We start from the raw sequence: 19497 nt of genomic DNA on the forward strand, positions 1-19497 counted from the left end.
GTCCGGCTATGGCCTGCCTTGTCGACTATCGACCAGCCCGCCGGGGCGCGGGCCAGCCCATAATAAGATCGAAGACCATATGCAAATTCATCCGCTGATTACCGACAGCAAGACACTGGCCGATTTCTGCGCCCGCATCGCAAAATCCCCCTACATCGCGGTTGATACCGAATTCATGCGCGAAAACAGCTATTGGCCCGAACTGTGCCTGGTCCAGGTCGCCGACCCGCATGAGGCCGCCGCGATCGACCCGAAGGCACCGGGCATCGACCTTAAACCCCTGCTCGACCTGATGTGCGAGAATGAGGATGTGCTGAAGGTCTTTCACGCGGGCGGGCAGGACATTGAAATCGTCCACAACCTGACTGGCAAGACCCCGCACCCGATGTTCGATACCCAGATCGCAGCGATGGCATTGGGGCTGGGCGAACAAATTGGTTACGGCAATCTGGTCGAAGCATGGATGGGCGTGCAGTTGGACAAGGGGGCGCGCTTTACCGATTGGGCGCGCCGTCCGCTGGACAAGCGGCAGATCGACTATGCGATCGGCGACGTCACTTACCTCATCCAGATCTTCCCCAAGATGCTGGAAGAATTGCGCAAGACCGGGCGTGGCGACTGGCTGGACCAGGAAATGGAGCGGATCAGCGATCCGTCCAATTATGAAAACAACCCGGACGAAGCGTGGAAGCGCGTCCGCATCGCCAGCAAGAAGGCCGATGTGCTGGGCCGCCTGAAAGCGCTGGCGGCATGGCGTGAGATCGAGGCACAGGACAAGAATTTGCCGCGCGGGCGCATCGTCAAGGATGAGACGCTGGCCGACATTGCCAGCCACCCGCCCCGCACGCAGGATGATCTGGGCAAGGTGCGCGGCCTGTCCGCGACATGGCGCACCAACGACATCGGCGCGCGGTTGATGAGTGCGATCGCCAAGCAACAGCCGCTGGGCAAGGACGACATGCCCGACCGCGAACCGCGTCGTCCGGGTCTGGGCAAGGATGGCGCGCTGGTCGCCGACCTGCTCAAGCTGCTGCTCAAGATCCGGTCGCGCGACATCAATGTAGCGTCTCGCCTGCTCGCCCGTTCGGATGACATCGAGGCGCTGGCAGCGGGCGTGCGGGACGATCTGTCGATCCTAGAAGGCTGGCGTTACGAACAATTTGGTCGCGATGCGGTCGATCTGGTCGAAGGGCGGCTGGCGTTCGCGGTCAAGGGCGGGCGTTTGAAAATGACCCGGACGGAGTAAGCGCAATGGTTCGCATCCTGCCCCTGACCTGCGCGCTGGCCCTTGCCGGGTGCGCGACGACCACCCCGCCGCCGGTTGCATCGGGTGGCTGCAATCACGCGGCGCTGGCTCGCTTTACCGGGCAAAAGGCGAGCGCGGAAAGCGGCGCGGCGCTGCTGCGCGAATCGGGCGCGCGGACGCTGCGCTGGGGCGGGCCGGGCATGGCGATGACCATGGATTTCCGGCCCGACCGGCTGACCGTCAGCTATGACGCGGCCATGGTGATTACCGCCGCCCGTTGCGGGTGAGCGCCGCCGACCTGGCCATTCGCATGGCGCGCGCGCGTTTCAACCGCGCGCTGGCGGATGCGGACCTGAGCGCCATCGGCCCGCTGCTTGGTCCCGACGTGATACTGGTCGCGGGGACCGACAGCGCGATCATCAACGGGCGCAAGGCGCAATTGCTGGCGTGGAAGCGGGAGTTTTCGGCGCGGGAGCGGATGATCTACGCCCGCACGCCCGACAGCATCCTGGTGTCGCCGGTGGAGCCGATCGCGATGGAGCATGGCCATTGGCAGGGGGTGGCGTCAGACAGCGGCGCGACGCTGGCGTCCGGCAGCTATAGCGCGAAATGGCGCGAGAGCGGCGGGGCGTGGGTGATCGAGGCGGAGATTTACCTTACGCTGGCGTAACCGGGGCATAAAGGGGCGTGACGGTGGAAATGGCGGCGCGGATCGTCTGACCGGGTAGCCCTTCCTTTCCAGCCAAAGGCTTGCCCGATGCGCCGCTTCATTCCCGCCATCCTGCCCGTCGCGCTTTTCGCCGCCCTCATCGCCACGCCCGCCGTGGCGCAGGCGCAATCTGCCGACGGGCCGCTGAAGGTCGAAAATTACTATCGCATCCGGTGGGGCGGCATAGGCGAATTTCTGCGTGCCTATCGCAAGCAGCATGAAGCCTTGCTGCGCGAAATGATGCGGCAGGGCTATATCAGCGAAGTGACCGTCGAAATGCCCTTCACCCATATGGGCGGCAGCACGCGGTGGGACGTGCGCACGACCATCGTCTACAAACATGGGGCCGACGGTGTCGGCGCAGGCGCACAGTATAAAAGCGCGATGGCAGCGGCCAAGGCCCGGCTGTTTCCCGACAAGGCAGCGTTCGATGCGGAGGAAGCCAGACGGCAGGCCGTGACCGAAGATCATTGGGACGTGGTCATCGAACCCGCCCCCTGACCGGGCAGCGCGCCGCACGCCGTCTAGCGTTCGGCGACCAGCAGCTTGTCGATCTTGCGCCCGTCCATGTCGACGATTTCGAAGCGATAGCCCTGATCGTCGATGAAATCGCCGACTTCGGGCAGGCGCTTGAGCAGCCAGAGCGCATGGCCCGCGACGGTCGCATAATCGCGGTCCTCCGACAGGTCGATGCCGATCCGTTCGGCCAGCTGGTCGATAGGCATCTGCCCCGATACCAGCAGGCTGCCATCCTCCCGCTCCACGACTTCCGGTTCGTCATAGGCGTCGCGGTCCGACGCGAAATGGCCCGCAATCGCGGAGAGCAGGTCGGCAGGCGTCACGATCCCTTCGAAATGGCCATATTCGTCATGGACCATCACCATCGGCACGTCCGACCGGCGCAACACTTCCAGCGCGTCCATGGCATCGACCTGATCCGGCACCACTTCGGCCCGGCGCATCAGCGCGCCGACGTTGAGCGCTTCGCCCCGGAACAGCGCGCTCATGATGTCGCGCGCCTGGACGATGCCGATAATATCCTCCACCGACCCGCGCCCCACCGGCAGGCGAGTATGGGGCGATTCGAGGAGGCGTGCGCGAATCGTCGCTTCGTCGGCGGCGATGTCTATCCAGTCGACGTCCATCCGCTGCGTCATCACTTCGCGTACCGGCCGGTCGGCCAGGCGCACCACGCCCGAAATGATCGCGCGTTCGCTTTCCTCGATCACGCCCGACTTGCTGGCTTCGGCGACGATCAGGTGCAGTTCCTCGGCCGTGACATGGCTTTCCGATTCGCGGTCCATGCGCAGCAGCTTGAAGATCAGGCTGCTCGACCCGTCCAGCACCCACACGATCGGCGCGGTGATGCGTGAGAGCCACAGCATCGGTTTGGCCATGACGACGGCGATCGGTTCGGGCGCGCGCAGGGCAAATTGCTTTGGCACCAGTTCGCCCACGATCAGCGAGGCATAGGTGGTCAGACCGATGACGATCGCAAAACCCATATTTTCCGCTACATTCGGCGTCAGGCCCAGCAGCTGCAACCGCTCGCCGGTCGGCCCGCCAAGGCTCGCGCCCGAATAAGCGCCCGCGATGATGCCGATCAGCGTGATGCCGATCTGGACCGTGGACAGGAATTTGCCCGGATCGCTGGCCAGCGCCAGCGCCGTGGTCGCGCCCTTGCGCCCCGCCTTTTCCAGCCCCTGCAACCGGGGCTTGCGCGCGGACACGATCGCCAGTTCCGACATCGCAAAGACACCGTTCAGCGCTACCAGCGCCAGAATGATGACAAGATCGACCCAGGGGAAGGGCGTCGGATTGGGAGGGGGGATGTTGGCCATGGTGGTCAGCGACACCCTATAACGTAGTTTCTTTCAATTTCACAACATCGCCATCATCACCAGTTCAGTTCGGTTTTGGAACAAAGCGTCAGGTTCGGCCATTGGGGCGGCATCTTTACATGACAGACGACAATAAGGGATCAGGATCATGAATATTTCCAACCGCATCATCGGCGTCGCCGGGCTGGCCGCGATGCTGGCCACCACGGCCTGCACCACCGATCCCACGACCGGCCAGCGCAGCATTTCAAAGGCCGCGATCGGCGGCATCGGCGGCGCGCTGGGCGGTTATCTGCTGGGCGACCTGGTCGGTGGCAAGCGGGACCGGACCGAAAAGATTTTGGGCGCAGGCATCGGCGCAGTCGCGGGCGCAGGCATCGGCGCCTATATGGACGCGCAGGAACGCAAGCTGCGCGAGGAAACCGCCGGGACCGGCGTGGACGTGATTCGCGATGGCGACAATTTGTTGCTGCGGATGCCGTCGGGCATCACATTCGGCTATGACCGCGCGGACGTGCAGCCCCAGTTCCAGCCGACGCTGAACGATGTGGCCGCCGTGCTGGCGCAATATCCCAAAACCTATATCGACGTATATGGCCACACCGACAGCGACGGCGCGGACGCCTATAACCAGACGCTGTCGGAGCGTCGGGCGCAGGCGGTATCCAGCTATCTGGTGACGCGCGGCGTCCAGTCCGCCCGTGTCGGCACGCGCGGCTTTGGCGAGACGCAGCCGATAGCGTCGAACGCGACCGAACAAGGCAAGGCCGCCAACCGCCGCGTCGAAATCAAGATCGCGCCGGTTACCGAAGGTGATGTGCGGGGTTGATCGCCTATAAGCCCCTCCCTTGAAAGGGAGGGGCTATTTTTCAGATCAGAAGCTCGCTTTCAGTCCGTCGATGACGAATTGCGCGGCGAGGGCAGCGAGCAGGACGCCAAGCAGGCGGGTGATGACGGCTTCGATCTTGCGCCCCAACAGCGCCATCAGCGGGCCGGCCGCGATCAGCGCGCCCAGCATCAGCACCAGCGTCAGCACGACAGCGCCCAGCACGACCAGCCGTTCGGGCAGGCCGTCGGCACGCGACATCAGCAGCATGACGGTGGCGATGGAACCCGGCCCGGCGATCATCGGCATCGCCATCGGGAATACCGACACATCTTCGACATGGGGATCTTCGGCGCTGATCTTTTCGGCGCGCTCCTCGCGCCTTTGGGTGCGTTTTTCGAACACCATGTCCATCGCGATCATGAACAGCATGATGCCGCCTGCAATGCGGAAACTGTCGAGCGCGATGCCCAGCACGCCCAGCAACTGCTTACCCCATAGCGCGAACACCAGCAGGATCGCAGCGGCGATCCCCACCGCGCGGATGGCCATGGCGCGGCGCTGCTCCGCGCTCGCGCCGTTGGTCAGGCTGGCATAGATGGGCGCGCAGCCGGGCGGGTCGATGACCACGAACAGAGTGACGAAGGCCGGCAGGAACAGTTCGATCATGACGGCACCCCTACCCTGTCTTCTATCACGACATCATAGCTGCTGCCGTTCCACGCCTGCACGCGCACGGTGCGGCTGCCATCGGCGGCGACATCGGCGCGCCAGAGCAGGCTTTCGTCGGGCGGTGGCGGGGGCCGCTCGCCTTTCTTCCCCGATGGCGGTGGGGGCTGTGTTTCCGGGCGCTGCCCCTGCTTGCAGGTGGCGACCTTGCCGGTCAGATAGTCAGGCACGGCGCGCGGCGTGGCCAGCGTGTCGCCATGGTCCAATATCCATTTCCACGCGCCCTTTTTGTCCCGCCGCCAGATGGTGGTGAAATAGCCGACCGTGCCGTCGGGGCGGGTCCAGTTGCCGGTGCTGGCGGCCAGGCCGCCGTCGCAGGAGACTATCACGGTGGATGGCGACCAGTTGACTGGCGCGGGCGGATCGGCCCGGCCTTTCAGCCAGTCCCTTGCCAGCACCCGTTGCGGCATGAACATCACCGCGTCATCGGCGGCGGTGGCGCGAAAGGCGGTCCATTGCCCCTTGTCCCGCGCCAGCCGGTTGAAGGCGATTTCCGCCGCGATCACGCTGCTGGGGTCAGGCTGGAACCGCAGGGGCGGTTTCGCCGCGACCAGCGCCAGCGCGCCGAGCGTCAGGAACGCAAGGCGCGCCCTCACAACCCCTCCGGCTTCGCCAGTCCCGCGCGGGCATGGGCCGCGACCAGTGTGTTGCGCAACAACACCGCGATGGTCATCGGGCCGACGCCGCCGGGAACCGGGGTGATGGCGCGGACATGGGCCAGCGCTTCGGCGGTGGCGACGTCGCCGACGATGCGGCTGGTGCCATCTTCGGTGTCGGTGACGCGGTTGATGCCGACGTCGATGACCGTCGCGCCGGGCTTGATCCATTCGCCCTTGACCATTTCGGCCCGGCCCACGGCGGCGACGACGATGTCGGCGCGATGGACGACGCTGGCCAGGTCACGGGTGCGGCTGTGGGCGATAGTGACGGTGCAGCTTTCGGCGAGCAGCAGCTGTGCCATGGGTTTGCCCACGATATTGGAGCGGCCCACGACCACGGCTTCCAGACCGCTGAGGTCGCCCAGTTCATCCTTGAGCAGCATGATGCAGCCCATGGGCGTGCAGGGGACCAGCGCGTCCTGCCCCGTAGCCAGACGCCCGGCATTGACGACATGGAAGCCATCGACATCCTTGGCCGGGTCGATCGCGGCGATGACGCTGGCTTCGTCGATATGTTGGGGCAGCGGCAACTGGACCAATATGCCGTCGATGCGGCTGTCATGGTTGAGTTCCTCGATCAGGTCGAGCAGGTCGTCGGAGCCGATGCTGTCGGGGCGTTTGAATTCATAGCTGTCCATGCCGACCGCGACCGTCATCTTGCCCTTGGACCGGACATAGACGCTGCTGGCCGGGTCTTCGCCCACCAGCACGACCGCCAGACCCGGCTTGCGCCCTGCCTGCGCGGTGAAGGCGGCAACGCCTTCGGCCACACGCTCGCGCAGGCTGGCCGCATAAGCCTTGCCGTCGATGATCTTGCCGATGGTCATGTCACTTGCACCTGTTGTTCGATGATGGCGGCGATCCGCGCGCTCTGTGTGGCAGCGCCTTTCAACCGCAACCGCTTTAGCCGGTTGGTGCCGCCCGATTCCAGTAAAATCGCCCCTTTGGGCCAGCCCAGCCATTTGCCCAGCAGCGCGATAATCGCGTCATTGGCCCGCCCTTTTTCAGGGACGGCGCGCACGCGGGCGGACAGCCAGCGCGCGCCCCGTTCATCGGTCCAGACGCCGCCGACCTGATCCCCCGATGCGCCCGGCGTCAGCCGGACGGACAGCAGCAGATCGTCGCCCGCCTGAACCCAGGGGGTCACACTAGCCCGAACAAGGGCGGCAGGACCGCCTGGCGGATGATGAGGATGGCCAGCAGCACGACCATGGGCGACAGGTCGAGTGCGCCAAGGTCCGGCATGATCTTGCGGATGGGGGCGTAGATGGGCGCGGTCATCCGGTCGAGCGCGGTCAGCACGGTGCGGACGATGTCGCTGCCGGTGTTGATGACGTTGAAGGCGATCAGCCAGCTGACGATCGCCTGGATGATGATGATCCACCACAGCACGTCGAGCAGGATGACGAGTATCTGATAGAGGGCGTAGGCCAACCTGGATCTCCGACAAAATATGTCCCCGCTCTAGCCGAGGGAGCAACCCGGCGACAAGCGTGGCGCGCGGGTTATTCTACCAACGACAGGAGATCAGCGCTGCTTCTTGGTCATGGTCGCCGTGAAATCGGGTGCCTTGTTCGCGACCCAGTCGACGAATTTGCGCACCGCCGGATCGGCGAGCAGTCCGCTGGCGTCCATGCCGTGGCGCTGCAATTCGGAATTGGTGAAGTTGGTGATGAGCATCTGCTGGCAGATGGGGTGCATCGGCACGACGTCGCGCCCGCCCCGGCTTTTTGGCACGGGATGGTGCAGAATGACGCTCTTGCCGGTGGGACGGCCACAGAGCCAGCAGTCGGGAATGACTGCCGGGGCTTCGTCCTCCTGCACATCATCATAGGGACCGTGCCGGGAATGTTTGCGGGCCATGTCTTTACCTGAATTATTTGCGGATCAGCGTGCCGGCGCCGCGATCGGTGAAGATTTCCAGCAGCATGGCGTGCGGCACCCGCCCGTCGAGGATGACGGCGGCGTCCACCCCGCCCTCGACTGCCTTGACGCAGGTTTCAAGCTTGGGGATCATGCCGCCGCTGATCGTGCCGTCGCCTTGCAGGACCGCGATGGCGGCGGGGTTCAGGTCGGTCAGCAGGTTCTTCTGCTTGTCCAGCACGCCCGCGACATCGGTCAGCAGGAAGAAGCGCGATGCGCCCAGTTCCGCCGCGATCGCGCCGGCCATGGTGTCGGCATTGACGTTATAGGTATGGCCGTCGGTGCCGATGCCCACCGGGGCGACGACCGGGATGATGTCCGCCTGCGACAGGGTGTCGAGGATGCGGCGGTCGACCTTTACAGGATCACCCACAAAGCCCAGATCGACATTGCGCTCTATGCCCGAATTGGGGTCCGCCTCCCGCTTGCCTAGCACCTTTTCGCACAGGATGAGGCCACCATCCTTGCCCGAAATGCCGACCGCCCGGCCCCCGGCCCCGGCGATCCAGCCGACGATTTCCTTGTTGATGGAGCCTGCCAGCACCATTTCGGCGATCTTGGCCGTTTCCGCGTCCGTGACGCGCAGGCCGCCGACGAATTTCGATTCGACGCCCAGCTTTTTCAGCATCGCGCCGATCTGTGGTCCGCCGCCATGGACGACGACGACATTGATGCCGACCGCCTTCATCAGCACGACATCCTCGGCGAAATCGCGCGCGGCTTCGGGGTCGCCCATGGCGTGGCCGCCATATTTGACGACGAAGGTCTTGCCCGCATAGCGCTGCATATAAGGCAGCGCCTCGACAAGGGTTTCAGCCTTTGCGAGGAGCGCGGGATCGGGGGCGTGCGTTGTGGTCATGCGCGGGCGCATAAGCCCTAAGCCGCGCTATCGCAAGGTTGCGAAGTAGACAGCAAGATGGACATAGAGTGCGGGAATGGCTGTTTTTCGTTAGTTAGCTAACTATTTACCCATTACGGTCGAGCCGCCGCCCCAGCGCGACGAGCAGATAGATGACCGGCGGCACCAGCAGCGCGGACAGCACGACCTTTGCCAGCATCTGGCCCAGCAGCAATTCGCCGATCGGGAAAATGCCGTAAAAAGCGATGGTTACGAACAGCAGCGTATCGACGATCTGCGACAATATGCTGGCGGTCGCCGCGCGGAGCCAGAGCATCTGGCTGCCCTCCCGCCCTTTCAGCGCCGCGAACAGCGTGACGTTGAGCGTTTGCGATATGCCATAGGCGATGATCCCGCCCAGCCAGATGCGCGGGGTGCCGCCCATCATCATGGCAAAGGCTTCGGCGCGCTTGGGGTCCATGTCGCTGGCGGCGGGTGCGGCCAGCACGAGGATGGACAGCAGGATCGAAGCGATCAGCGGCAGGAAGCCGATCTGCACCAGACGGTTGGCGACGGCGCGGCCATGAAGTTCGGCCACCGCGCTGGAAATGGTCACCAGCAGCAGGAAGGCGAAAATGCCCGCCTCCACCGCCAGCGGGCCAAGCCCGACCAGCGGGCCGATGGCCGACACCGGTCCCAGCGTCACCTGCTTGTTGCCCAGCACGCCCGCAATGCAGACCATGCCGCCATAGAAGATCGAGAAGAAGAAGAGCGAGCGGCTGATCGGCGCGGGAGAAAATGTCATCGCGCGGACTTAACGGCATTTCGGGCGCGGGGGAAGATGGTGTGGGTGTGTGGTCGCGCGGCAAGAAGAAGGGAGATCCCAGCCTTCGCTGGGATGACGGAGGGGGGCTGGGATGACGGGGGGGCTGGGGTGACGGGAGGGGGAGCGTGGGGGGAGTGAATGTAATTTTATCCGTCATGCCAGCGCAGGCTGGCATCCCATTGCCTTTTGACGCAGCATTTCGCCCATGACGGGCGGCTGGATCTATATCATGACGAACCGGGCTTATGGCGTGCTGTATATCGGCGTGACGTCCAGCCTGCCGCACCGCGCGATGCAGCATCGTGACGGCACGGGATCGGCATTTTGCCGACGCTATCGGCTGGACCGGCTGGTTTATGCCGAGCGGCATGGGACCATCATGGATACCATCGCACGGGAAAAGGCGATGAAGGCATGGAAGCGGGAATGGAAGGTGGCGCTGGTCGAGAGCATCAATCCGGGGTGGATGGATTTGTTCGATACTCTGCATCTGGATTGAGGGTTGGGAGTGAAGAAGGAAGATAGAAGAAGAACGAAGAAGGAAGAAAGAAGGGAGATCCCAGCCTTCGCTGGGATGACGGAGGGGAGTTGGGGATGACGGAGGGGGGGGAATGACGGAGGGGGGGAATGATGGAAGGGGGTGTGGGATGACGGTGTGTATAGGGCGTGATGGACGTGGCCCGTTCAATCCACCCGGTTTACCAGGCGGTATTTGACGCCCATGGCCTGGGCCAGATTGCGCAGGCGGCGTTCGACGACTTCGCCGGCTAGTGCGCCATGGGCTTCGTCGAGTTCCAGCAGGATCGCGCCGTCGGTCGGTGACAGGCGCGAGTGGGTGAGCGGGCGTTCGACGCCGCCGGACAGGCGCTGCGCCAGCCGGATCGCCAGACCCCACAGGCTGGCGCGGTGCAGCGTTGTGGCGTCGGCCAGTTGCTCCAGCCCCGCGAAGATCGCGGTGCTGCCGCCAAAATGGCTGTGCAGCGCCTGCGCCAGCATCGCGCGTTCAGGCGCGGTGATGCCCACCCAATTGCTGTGCAGCGCAATTTCGACCCCGCGTTCGGCGCGGAAATCGGGGTTGGCGCGCCAGCCGACATCGGCCAGCAGGCAGGCGGCGCGGCGGATGCGCTGCATCGCGGGTGCGTCCTGCGCGAACAGGGGCGCGATCCACCGTTCGATATAATCGCCATGGCCGCGAAAGCGCGATTGCGCGTCCCCCTCCGCTTCGGCGGCGACCAGCAACGGGTCGTGGGTGCGCACATCGGCAGGCAGGCTGTCGTAGAGCAGCCCTTCGCGCAGACCATAGGCCGATGTGACCAGGCTGCGCGACTGGAGTTTGCGCACGACCACCGACAGCAAGGCCGCCGCGTCCGTCACCGTGTTGGCACGCGATCCGCTCATCCCCGGTATTTCCTTGATCCGGGCGCGGTCGAGATGGGACAGGGTGCGGATCAGCTGTTCGGCGCGACTGGCGGGCATTTCATATTGATGCACGACCGGCAGCGGGAAGTTGGTCAGGTGCATGTCGAAGCGGGCGAGCGCGCGCCACGACCCGCCGACCAGATAGAAGGGCAGGTCCGGTTCGACTGCCCAGCCTGCCTCGACCAGCATCTTGCCGACTTCGCGTTCCAGCACGCGCGGCCCCTTGGCCCGGATTTGCGGCAGGCGCAGCACGCCCAGCGGCAGCGAGATAGTGGCATGGACCGCGCCGTCATATATGCGCGCCAGTTCCAGACTGCCCCCGCCCAGATCGCCGACGATGCCGTTGGCCTGCGGGATGCCCGACAGCACGCCCAGCGCCGCGCCGATCGCTTCCTGCGCGCCGGTCAGCGTTTCGACGGTCAGCCCCATGGCAGCGGCGCGGGCAATGAAGTCCGGCCCGTTGGTCGCATCGCGCACGGCGGCAGTCGCGACGCAGCGGACGTGCGTCACGCGCATGTCGCGGCACAGATGGGCGAAGCGTTCGACCGCGCGCAGGCCGCGCGCCATCGCTTCATCCTCTATCCGCCCGTTTTTGGCGAGGCCCGCGCCAAGGCCCGCCATCACCTTTTCATTGAACAGGATGAACGGGATGCGGCGCGGCCCGTCATAGACGACAAGGCGCACGGAGTTGGAGCCGATGTCGATGATGGCGGTCCGCACATCGGCGGGACCGGGCGAAATCGCCATGGTCGCGGCAGCGGCACGGACCCGGCTGAGCATGGAGTTCATGCGGTTTATACCCGCCCGCGCAGGCGGAGTGTCGGCACCGCTTCATTGTCGATCGCCGCGCCGCGCCCGGACAGCGACGGGTTGGTCATGAAGTAACGGTGCAGGTTAAACGGCTTTTCGCCCGGTTCCAGCCGCGCATATATGCCATCGCTGTCCAGCGCCCAGCTTTGTTCGGTGTCGATCAGATTGGCGACCATCACCTGGTCGAGAATCTGTTCATGGACCGTGGGGGTTTCGACGGGGGCGAGAAATTCGACGCGGCGGTCGAAATTGCGCGGCATCCAGTCGGCCGAGCTGATATAGACTTTGGCGCCAATGTTGGGCAGCGCTTCGCCATTGCCGAACACCGCGATGCGGCTATGTTCCAGAAAACGGCCGACGACCGATTTCACCCGGATATTGTCGGACATGCCGACCACGCCGGGGCGCAGGCAGCAAATGCCGCGCACGATCAGGTCGATCTGCACCCCTGCATTGCTGGCGGCGTAGAGTTTTTCGATGATCGCCGGATCGACCAGGCTGTTCATCTTGGCCCAGATGGTGCCGGGCCGCCCGGCGCGGGCATGGTCTATTTCCGCGTCGATCAACTGGCACAGCCGGTCGCGCAGGTCGCGCGGCGACATGACCAGCTTTTCCAGCCGTTCCGGTTCGACATAGCCAGTGATATAGTTGAACAGCGCGGCGGCATCCCGGCTGTAGGCCGGATCGGCGGTGAAGAAGCTGAGATCAGTATAGATGCGCGCGGTGATGGGGTGATAATTGCCGGTGCCGAAATGGCAGTAGCTGCGAAACTGTTCCCCTTCCCGCCGGATCACCATCGAAATCTTGGCGTGGGTTTTCCAGTCGATAAAGCCATAGACGACCTGCACCCCGGCCCGTTCCAGCGCGTCGGCCCACAGGATATTCTGTTCCTCGTCAAAGCGGGCTTTCAGTTCCACCACGGCGGTCACGGACTTGCCCGCTTCGGCCGCGTCGATCAGCGCGCGGATGATCGCGGACTGTTTGCCCGCGCGGTAGAGCGTCTGCTTGATCGCCACCACGTCCGGGTCGATCGCGGCCTGTTTGAGGAAGGAGACGACGACGTCGAAGGCTTCATAAGGGTGGTGGACGACGATGTCCTTGGCCCGGATGGCGGCAAAACAGTCGCCGCCATATTCGCGGATACGTTCGGGGAAGCGCGGGACATAAGGTTCGAATTTCAGGTCCGGGCGGTTTTCATCGACGATGCCCGACAGGTCGCCGATGCCAATGAACCCTTCGACTTCCGCGACGATCGCTTCATGGCCCTGAAGCATGTCCTGCAACATTTCCTCGACCGGGGCGGGGATGCGTTCCTCAATCTCCAGCCGGATGACGCGGCCCCGGCGGCGGCGCTTGATCGCGCTGCGGAAGTGGCGGACCAGGTCTTCGGCCTCTTCCTCGATTTCGATATCGCTATCGCGGATGATGCGGAATACGCCGCTTTCGCGCACCTTGTAGCCGGGGAAGAGATCGCCCGAAAAGCGGCGCACGACCGCTTCGAGCGACATGTAGCGCGCCGGTTCGCCGGGGATGCGCACGAAGCGGGACAGGCGGGCGGGAATCATCACCAGTTCGCGGATCGGTTGCTTGTCCGACAGGCGTTGCAGGTCGAACACGATCGACAGGCCTTCATTGGGGATGAAGGGAAAGGGGTGCGCGGGGTCGAGCGCCTGGGGCGTGAGGATCGGGAAAATCTGGTCGCGGAAATGGGTGCGCAGCCACACTTCGCTTTCCGGGTCGAGCGGGCTGGAGGGGCCGACCACTTCGATCCCCACCTGCCCCAGTTCGCCGTGCAGGACGCCCCAGACCTTTTGCTGGGCCTCCATCAGCCGGGCGCTGGCGGTTGCGATGGCAGTCAGTTGCTGGCCCGCAGTCAGGCCGTCGACCGAGGCCGTGTCGACATTCTGCAACTGCTGCCCTTTAAGCCCCGCGACCCGGACGGAGAAGAATTCGTCCAGATTGGCACCCGAAATCGACAGGAAGCGCAGCCGTTCCAGCAGCGGGTGGGCGCGGTTCATCGCTTCTTCCAGCACCCGCTGGTTAAAGGCGAGCCAGGACAGTTCGCGGTTGAAATAGCGTCCCACAGGAACGGTCAGGCTGATGGCGGGATCGGCTTCGGCCACGGGTTCACTCGCGTTGATCGAGGGGAGGGTCGGTCGGCACTATAGGCAAAAAACCGGCATCTTGCAGGCTGTCTCTGGCCATTGAGACGGAAATCTTACGCCCCGATGACAGCGACGCCCGATCGAGCAGGCGGGTGACGGCGGCAATCGCGCCATAGCTACGCTCTATCCGGCGCAGAAGCCAGTCCGGCAGATCGGCCGCATAGCGCACCCCGGCCATATCCAGATTGCGCTGGATCAGGGCGCGGGCCAGCATTTCGTCGGGTTCGGCGATGGCGACATGGGGGGCGGCGGCAAGGCGGGACGCCAAGTCGGGCAGCGCGACCGTCCAGCTGGCAGGCGGGGCGTGACCGACCATCAGCAGCGGGCGATGCTGCGTCTGCGCGTCGTTCCAGGCGTGGAACAGGGTATGTTCGTCCTGGCCCTGCGCATCGTCGATCAGGGTGCCGCCGCTGGCCTGCGCGAAATGGCGGGCCAGCGTGGAGCGGCCGGAGCGCGGCGGGCCGGTCAGCACGCTGACCGACAGCGGCCAGTCGCGCCACCGTTCCAGATGGGCAACGGCGATGCGGTTGGCGTCGCTGACCAGAAAATCGCCGCCGGTCGCGCCATGCCAGTCGAAGGGCAGGCTGATCTGGCTCATGCCCGGAACATCATGGCTGCGGCTTCATGGTTGGGCCATCATGGCTGCGGCTGGGGTGACTGCCGCCGGGTGATGCGCAGCGTGTTGCCCGCCACGGCGACGCTGTAACCGCGCGCCTGCAACCCGTTGCGCAGCATGTCCACCGTGCCTTCGAAGCTGACCTGCATGACCGATGTGCCGCCCAGCGCCAGGCTGCTGGTCGAGGCCGAACGCACGCCCGGAATGGCGCGCACCGCCGATTCGCCCGCGCCGATGGAGCCAACATCGGGCGTGTCGAACTGGATCGAGAAGCTGCTGGTCGTCGTGGTCGTCGTCGTGCCGATGTCGATGGCGTCGACGGGGACGTCCGTGGCATTTTCGATTTCCAGCGCGGCAGGATCGACCGGCTCCTCGATGATGAGCGAGGGGTCCGGGCGCAGGCGGCCGTCGTTGAGCGCGCGAATATATAGCTCGTCGATCCGCCGGGCGCCTTCGTCCAGCAATTTGGGCAGGCCGCTGTCGTTGGAGGCACGCAGCGAGAAGCTGCCGATCAGGCTGTTGTCGGGACCATAGCGCGCGGTGAAGGTCGCGGTGACGGGGCCGCCGGGATATTGGCGGTCGAGCCGGGCGATCGGGATCACCACGTCGGCTGCGCCATATTGGTCGAGCAGCACGCGCCACCACAAGCGCCCGCGCCGCCCGGTCTGCCCCGCGTTCAGCAGGATCGGGTCGGCGATGGATCCGGCGACGCGGACATAATCGATCGCGCTGTCGCCGGTGCGGTAACGCGCCCACGTCTTTTGCCATTCATTGGTGCGTTCATAGGATACCGCCGATCCGCCGTCCCACAGCACCGGAATGACCAGCAAAGGCGGCGAGCGCATGACATTGCCGCTGACGCCGAGCAATTGCCCGGTGCGGGCGCGGTCGAACAGGACGCCGAGCGTTGCGACATAGCGGTTTGCGCCTGCCTGCTCATAGTCAATCTCTATCCCCGAAACCAGTGCCTCGATCTGCGAATCGGAAAGCGCGGGCGCGCCGCCGCCGCCCACTCCCCCGGAACCGTGCGTGCGGGTCCACAGCATCCGCCATGCCTGCCGCTGGGCGATGCGCCAGCCGGTGTAGCGGGCCGTGTCGGCATCCTTGGCCACGACATCGACCTTGACCCCGCGCACTTCAAAATCGCCGCCACTGGCGATGGGCGGGACGCCGCGTTCCCCCTCCATCTGCGCGAACAAGGCGGCAGCAGCGAGGCCGAGCGCAATGGCGATCAGGATCTGGACCGGGCGAGAAAGCGCGCGAAGGGCGGTCCCCGGCTGGAAGGGCGCGCGGAAAAAGGACTGGTTCAGGCTCACGGGCGCTCTTTTGGCGGGATTTGCCTGGGTTGCCAAGCGGCAACCCGCAACCCTTCCGTTTTCCGTCCCGTTGCTCTAGGGGCCGGAACCATGAACGAGAACGAATCCTATAGCTACGCCAAGGCTGGCGTCGACATCGCTGCCGGCAACGCGCTGGTCCGCGCCATCGCCCCGTTGGCCAAGGCGACCCGTCGCCCCGGCGCGGACGCGGAACTGGGCGGCTTTGGCGGCTTTTTCGACCTGAAGGCGGCAGGCTATGACGATCCGTTGCTGGTCGCGGCCAATGATGGCGTCGGCACCAAGCTGAAACTGGCGATCGACCATGACCGGCATGATGGCGTGGGCATCGACCTGGTCGCCATGTGCGCCAACGACCTGATCGTGCAGGGGGCCGAGCCTCTGTTCTTCCTGGACTATTACGCCACCGGCAAGCTGGAAAGCGGCGTGGCCGAGCGCGTGATCGCAGGGATTGCCGATGGGTGCCGGATTGCAGGCTGCGCCCTGATCGGCGGCGAAACCGCCGAAATGCCGGGCATGTATAGCGCGGGCGATTATGATCTGGCGGGCTTTTGCGTCGGTGCGGTCGAGCGGAACAAGGTGCTGACCGGCAACCGGGTCAAGACCGGCGACGTGCTGCTGGGCCTCGCTTCGTCGGGTGTGCATAGCAATGGTTTCTCGCTGGTGCGCCGTTTGGCCGCCGACAAGGGGTGGAAGCTGGATCGCCCGGCGATCTTCGACAATGAGGTGCTGCTGATCGACGCGCTGATGGCGCCGACGCGCATCTATGTGAAATCGCTGCTGCCGCTGGTGCGGGCGGGGATGATCAACGCGCTGGCGCATATCACGGGCGGCGGCCTGCTGGAAAATATCCCGCGCGTGCTGCCCGACGGGTGCCATGCGGTGGTGGATGCCGATGCGTGGGAACAGCCGCGCCTGATGGCGTTTTTGCAGGCGCAGGGGCATATCGAACCGGCGGAAATGGCGCGCACCTTCAATTGCGGCGTCGGCATGGTTCTGGCCGTAGACGAAGCCCATGTTGCGGGCGTTACGACTGCGCTGGAAGCGGCGGGCGAAACCGTCCACCGGGTCGGCGTGGTGCAGGCAGGCGAAAAGGGTTGCACCGTGCGCGGTTCGACCGAAACATGGAGCGCGCAGGCGGACTGGTCCGCCACGCATCTGGGGTAAACCGGCATGTCGAAAGCCAAAGTCGGCGTCCTGATTTCCGGTCGCGGATCGAACATGGCGGCTTTGCTCTATGCGGCCAAGGCGGCGGACTGCCCTTATGAGATCGTGCTGGTCGCGGCCAATGACCCGGATGCGCCCGGCCTGACGCTGGCGGCGGCGGAGGGGATCGCGACATTCGGCCAGAGCCACAAGGGCATGAAGCGCGCCGCGTTCGACGCGATCATCGACGCGCAGTTGCGGGATGCTGGCGCGCATTATGTCGCGCTGGCGGGCTATATGCGGTTGTTGTCGCCCGAATTTGTGAGCGGATGGGCCGACCGGATGCTCAACATCCACCCCAGCCTGCTGCCCAAATATAAGGGGCTGGACACGCACCAGCGGGCGATCGATGCAGGCGACAGCCATGCTGGCTGCTCGGTGCATATCGTGACGGCGGAACTGGACGATGGCCCGGTGCTGGGCCAGACGCCGGTCGCGATCCTGCCCGGCGACACGCCCGACAGCCTTGCCGCGCGCATCCTGATCGCCGAGCATCAGCTTTATTCGCGCACGCTGGCCGATTTCGTGACGCGCGAGCGGCAGCCCGACTGGTTGCTGAACCGGGTGCGCGAAGCCGCGCTGGCCCTGCCGCAGGCGGACGAGATCGTGTCGCACGGGATGCCCTGCTTCGGCATCGTGAAGGGCAAGAAATTCGCTTACTTTACGCGCGATCATCATGGTGACGGCATCATCGCCGTGCTGGTCAAGACGACCGCGCCCGACGAGCAGGCGATGCTGATGGAAAGCGACCCGGAACGCTATTACCGGCCCGCTTATTTCGGCAATGACTGGGTCGGCATCCGGCTGGACCTGGGCGACACCGACTGGGATCATATCGGCACGCGGCTGCGTTCGAGCTGGCAGCAGGTCGCGCCGAGGAAATTGATGGGCCTGATGGACGTTGCCGATCAGTTTTGAAGGGCAAGCCCCCTTCCCTTGCGCACGCGCGATCCCCATAGAGATCAGCCATGACCGACAGCACAACCGCCGCAATCGAAATCCGCGACCTGACCAAGGTGTATAAGGGCGGCAAGCGCGCGCTCGACGGCATCGACCTGACCATTCCGCGCGGGCAGATTTACGGCCTGCTGGGACCAAATGGCGCGGGCAAATCGACCACGATCAACATTCTTGCCGGGATGGTGAACAAGACGTCGGGAACGGCGCGCATCTGGGGATTCGACACCGACGACAATCCGCGCAACGCGAAAAACTCGATCGGCATCGTGCCGCAGGAAATCGTGTTCGACCCCTTTTTCACCCCGTATGAGACGCTGGAAAATCAGGCGGGCTTTTATGGCGTGCCAAAGGAAAAGCGCCGGTCGATGGAATTGCTGCGCGCGGTGCATCTGGAGGATAAGGCGCACGCCTATGCCCGCACATTGTCGGGCGGCATGAAGCGGCGTTTGCTGGTGGCCAAGGCAATGGTCCATGCGCCGCCGATACTGGTGCTGGACGAACCGACCGCCGGCGTCGACGTGCAGTTGCGCCAGCAGCTTTGGGCCTATGTCCGCGAACTCAATGCCATGGGCGTGACCATCGTGCTGACTACCCATTATCTGGAAGAAGCCGAGGAGTTGTGCGACCGCATAGCCATCATCAATCATGGCAAGGTGATTACCGACAAGCCGACCCGCGAATTGCTGGCGATGGCGCAGGAAAAGGTGGTGCAGGTGACGGTGGACCGGGATGTCGTGACGTTGCCGGACGCGCCCTGTTTCGAGAAGGTCGAACTGGCCAGCGACGCGCGCACGCTGACCATCACTTACCTGAAAGGCGTCGCCAATGCGGGGCAGGTGTTGAGCGCGGTGCAGGCCAGCGGGCTGGCGATCGTGGACGTGGTGACGCGCGATCCTGATCTGGAGGATGTGTTTTTGAACCTGACGGCGGCGGCTGCGTGAGAGGCGAAGCGCCGCCTGTTCCCCCTCCCGTTGACGGGAGGGGGCTAGGGGGTGGGCCAGCGCAACGTTTCAAGCCGCGCAATACATTCCGCGCCAAAGATTTGCGCAATAATGCGACCAAGCCCGAACAGATGTTATGGCAACAACTTCGTCAGAAAAAGCTCGGTCATAAATTTAGCCGCCAGATGCCGATCGGTCCTTACTTTGCTGATTTCCTATGCCGCGAACGAAAACTGATTATCGAACTGGATGGGGACAGCCACGATCATACGGTGTCGTATGATGCACGACGAGATGCCTATTGTGCGTCGCAAGGCTATCAAATCTTGCGCTTTTCAAATCGCGATGTGATGGAAAATCTTGAAGGCGTTGTGTCGCATATCAAAACGACCCTTGCGCAGGCCCACCCCCGGCCCCTCCCGCCAGCGGGAGGGGAGCAAGTAGAGTAG

Annotated in this window: 23 protein-coding genes; 10 read left to right on the forward strand and 13 right to left on the reverse strand. The window is 64.5% G+C overall.

Annotation, left to right across the window (positions count from 1 at the left end; translation table 11 throughout):
- The first annotated feature begins 79 nt into the window (after nucleotides 1-79).
- The 4 genes from rnd to SPBM01_RS10465 all read left to right on the forward strand — a co-directional run bounded on the left by rnd (nucleotide 80) and on the right by SPBM01_RS10465 (nucleotide 2456).
- Nucleotides 80-1246 carry a ribonuclease D gene (rnd, locus tag SPBM01_RS10450; RefSeq protein WP_188065426.1) on the forward strand — a complete coding sequence of 389 codons (1167 nt, stop codon included), beginning with the start codon at nucleotides 80-82 and terminating at the stop codon, nucleotides 1244-1246.
- A gap of 5 nt (nucleotides 1247-1251) precedes the next feature.
- Entirely contained in the window at nucleotides 1252-1533 is a 282-nt protein-coding gene (locus SPBM01_RS10455; protein ID WP_188065427.1) for an I78 family peptidase inhibitor, read from the forward strand.
- Nucleotides 1534-1556: 23 nt separating this feature from the next.
- Complete coding sequence (locus SPBM01_RS10460; protein ID WP_188065656.1) at nucleotides 1557-1916, forward strand: nuclear transport factor 2 family protein; 360 nt, start codon at nucleotides 1557-1559, stop codon at nucleotides 1914-1916.
- An 87-nt stretch (nucleotides 1917-2003) separates the two neighbouring features.
- Entirely contained in the window at nucleotides 2004-2456 is a 453-nt protein-coding gene (locus SPBM01_RS10465) for a hypothetical protein (protein WP_188065428.1), read from the forward strand.
- 23 nt (nucleotides 2457-2479) lie between these two features.
- Here the strand turns inward: SPBM01_RS10465 and SPBM01_RS10470 are convergent, their stop codons facing one another.
- Nucleotides 2480-3796 carry a hemolysin family protein gene (locus SPBM01_RS10470; RefSeq protein WP_188065429.1) on the reverse strand — a complete coding sequence of 439 codons (1317 nt, stop codon included), beginning with the start codon at nucleotides 3794-3796 and terminating at the stop codon, nucleotides 2480-2482.
- A gap of 148 nt (nucleotides 3797-3944) precedes the next feature.
- Here SPBM01_RS10470 and SPBM01_RS10475 point away from each other — a divergent pair, with 148 nt between their 5' ends.
- Nucleotides 3945-4625, forward strand: a complete 681-nt coding sequence (locus tag SPBM01_RS10475) for an OmpA family protein (RefSeq protein ID WP_188065430.1) — start codon at nucleotides 3945-3947, stop codon at nucleotides 4623-4625.
- Between the two features lie 45 nt (nucleotides 4626-4670).
- Here SPBM01_RS10475 and SPBM01_RS10480 read toward each other — a convergent pair whose 3' ends face one another.
- From SPBM01_RS10480 to SPBM01_RS10515, 8 genes are all read right to left on the reverse strand, one after another.
- Nucleotides 4671-5291 (reverse strand): MarC family protein, encoded by a 621-nt coding sequence (locus SPBM01_RS10480; protein ID WP_188065431.1) that lies wholly within the window; start codon nucleotides 5289-5291, stop codon nucleotides 4671-4673.
- Entirely contained in the window at nucleotides 5288-5947 is a 660-nt protein-coding gene (locus tag SPBM01_RS10485; protein ID WP_188065432.1) for a YybH family protein, read from the reverse strand. Before SPBM01_RS10485 ends, SPBM01_RS10480 begins: the two co-directional genes overlap by 4 nt.
- Entirely contained in the window at nucleotides 5944-6837 is an 894-nt protein-coding gene (gene folD, locus SPBM01_RS10490; protein ID WP_188065433.1) for a bifunctional methylenetetrahydrofolate dehydrogenase/methenyltetrahydrofolate cyclohydrolase FolD, read from the reverse strand. The genes SPBM01_RS10485 and folD overlap by 4 nt, the downstream gene beginning before the upstream one ends.
- The gene (locus SPBM01_RS10495; RefSeq protein WP_188065434.1) at nucleotides 6834-7157 is read right to left on the reverse strand and encodes a DUF167 domain-containing protein; all 324 of its coding nucleotides are present in this window, start codon (nucleotides 7155-7157) and stop codon (nucleotides 6834-6836) included. Before SPBM01_RS10495 ends, folD begins: the two co-directional genes overlap by 4 nt.
- Nucleotides 7154-7444 (reverse strand): YggT family protein, encoded by a 291-nt coding sequence (locus SPBM01_RS10500; RefSeq protein WP_188065435.1) that lies wholly within the window; start codon nucleotides 7442-7444, stop codon nucleotides 7154-7156. Before SPBM01_RS10500 ends, SPBM01_RS10495 begins: the two co-directional genes overlap by 4 nt.
- A gap of 93 nt (nucleotides 7445-7537) precedes the next feature.
- Nucleotides 7538-7873, reverse strand: a complete 336-nt coding sequence (locus SPBM01_RS10505; RefSeq protein ID WP_188065436.1) for a hypothetical protein — start codon at nucleotides 7871-7873, stop codon at nucleotides 7538-7540.
- 13 nt (nucleotides 7874-7886) lie between these two features.
- A complete protein-coding gene (gene argB / locus SPBM01_RS10510; protein WP_188065437.1) occupies nucleotides 7887-8804 on the reverse strand; it encodes an acetylglutamate kinase in 918 nt (305 codons plus the stop codon).
- A gap of 94 nt (nucleotides 8805-8898) precedes the next feature.
- Nucleotides 8899-9576 carry a queuosine precursor transporter gene (locus SPBM01_RS10515; protein ID WP_188065438.1) on the reverse strand — a complete coding sequence of 226 codons (678 nt, stop codon included), beginning with the start codon at nucleotides 9574-9576 and terminating at the stop codon, nucleotides 8899-8901.
- Between the two features lie 226 nt (nucleotides 9577-9802).
- On the opposite strand from SPBM01_RS10515, the gene SPBM01_RS10520 reads away from it, so the two are divergent.
- Entirely contained in the window at nucleotides 9803-10096 is a 294-nt protein-coding gene (locus SPBM01_RS10520) for a GIY-YIG nuclease family protein (protein WP_188065439.1), read from the forward strand.
- Nucleotides 10097-10281: 185 nt separating this feature from the next.
- On the opposite strand, the gene SPBM01_RS10525 is transcribed toward SPBM01_RS10520, so the two are convergent.
- From SPBM01_RS10525 to SPBM01_RS10540, 4 genes are read right to left on the reverse strand one after another with little or no spacing between them, the layout of a single operon-like run.
- Nucleotides 10282-11805, reverse strand: a complete 1524-nt coding sequence (locus SPBM01_RS10525) for a Ppx/GppA family phosphatase (RefSeq protein WP_188065440.1) — start codon at nucleotides 11803-11805, stop codon at nucleotides 10282-10284.
- Between the two features lie 5 nt (nucleotides 11806-11810).
- Nucleotides 11811-13949 carry an RNA degradosome polyphosphate kinase gene (locus SPBM01_RS10530; RefSeq protein ID WP_188065441.1) on the reverse strand — a complete coding sequence of 713 codons (2139 nt, stop codon included), beginning with the start codon at nucleotides 13947-13949 and terminating at the stop codon, nucleotides 11811-11813.
- Nucleotides 13950-13953: 4 nt separating this feature from the next.
- Nucleotides 13954-14589, reverse strand: a complete 636-nt coding sequence (locus SPBM01_RS10535; protein WP_188065442.1) for a chromosomal replication initiator DnaA — start codon at nucleotides 14587-14589, stop codon at nucleotides 13954-13956.
- 38 nt (nucleotides 14590-14627) lie between these two features.
- Entirely contained in the window at nucleotides 14628-15923 is a 1296-nt protein-coding gene (locus tag SPBM01_RS10540; RefSeq protein ID WP_188065443.1) for a heavy-metal-associated domain-containing protein, read from the reverse strand.
- Between the two features lie 90 nt (nucleotides 15924-16013).
- Here SPBM01_RS10540 and purM point away from each other — a divergent pair, with 90 nt between their 5' ends.
- The 4 genes from purM to SPBM01_RS10560 all read left to right on the forward strand — a co-directional run bounded on the left by purM (nucleotide 16014) and on the right by SPBM01_RS10560 (nucleotide 19497).
- Nucleotides 16014-17108 (forward strand): phosphoribosylformylglycinamidine cyclo-ligase, encoded by a 1095-nt coding sequence (purM, locus tag SPBM01_RS10545; RefSeq protein WP_188065444.1) that lies wholly within the window; start codon nucleotides 16014-16016, stop codon nucleotides 17106-17108.
- A gap of 6 nt (nucleotides 17109-17114) precedes the next feature.
- On the forward strand, nucleotides 17115-18065 hold the full coding sequence (gene purN, locus SPBM01_RS10550) for a phosphoribosylglycinamide formyltransferase (protein ID WP_188065445.1): 951 nt from the start codon (nucleotides 17115-17117) through the stop codon (nucleotides 18063-18065).
- Between the two features lie 50 nt (nucleotides 18066-18115).
- Complete coding sequence (locus SPBM01_RS10555) at nucleotides 18116-19048, forward strand: ABC transporter ATP-binding protein (RefSeq protein WP_188065446.1); 933 nt, start codon at nucleotides 18116-18118, stop codon at nucleotides 19046-19048.
- 101 nt (nucleotides 19049-19149) lie between these two features.
- Nucleotides 19150-19497 carry an endonuclease domain-containing protein gene (locus SPBM01_RS10560; RefSeq protein ID WP_262504392.1) on the forward strand — a complete coding sequence of 116 codons (348 nt, stop codon included), beginning with the start codon at nucleotides 19150-19152 and terminating at the stop codon, nucleotides 19495-19497.

This window comes from Sphingobium sp. KCTC 72723 (assembly GCF_014280435.1).
Taxonomy (GTDB): domain Bacteria; phylum Pseudomonadota; class Alphaproteobacteria; order Sphingomonadales; family Sphingomonadaceae; genus Sphingobium.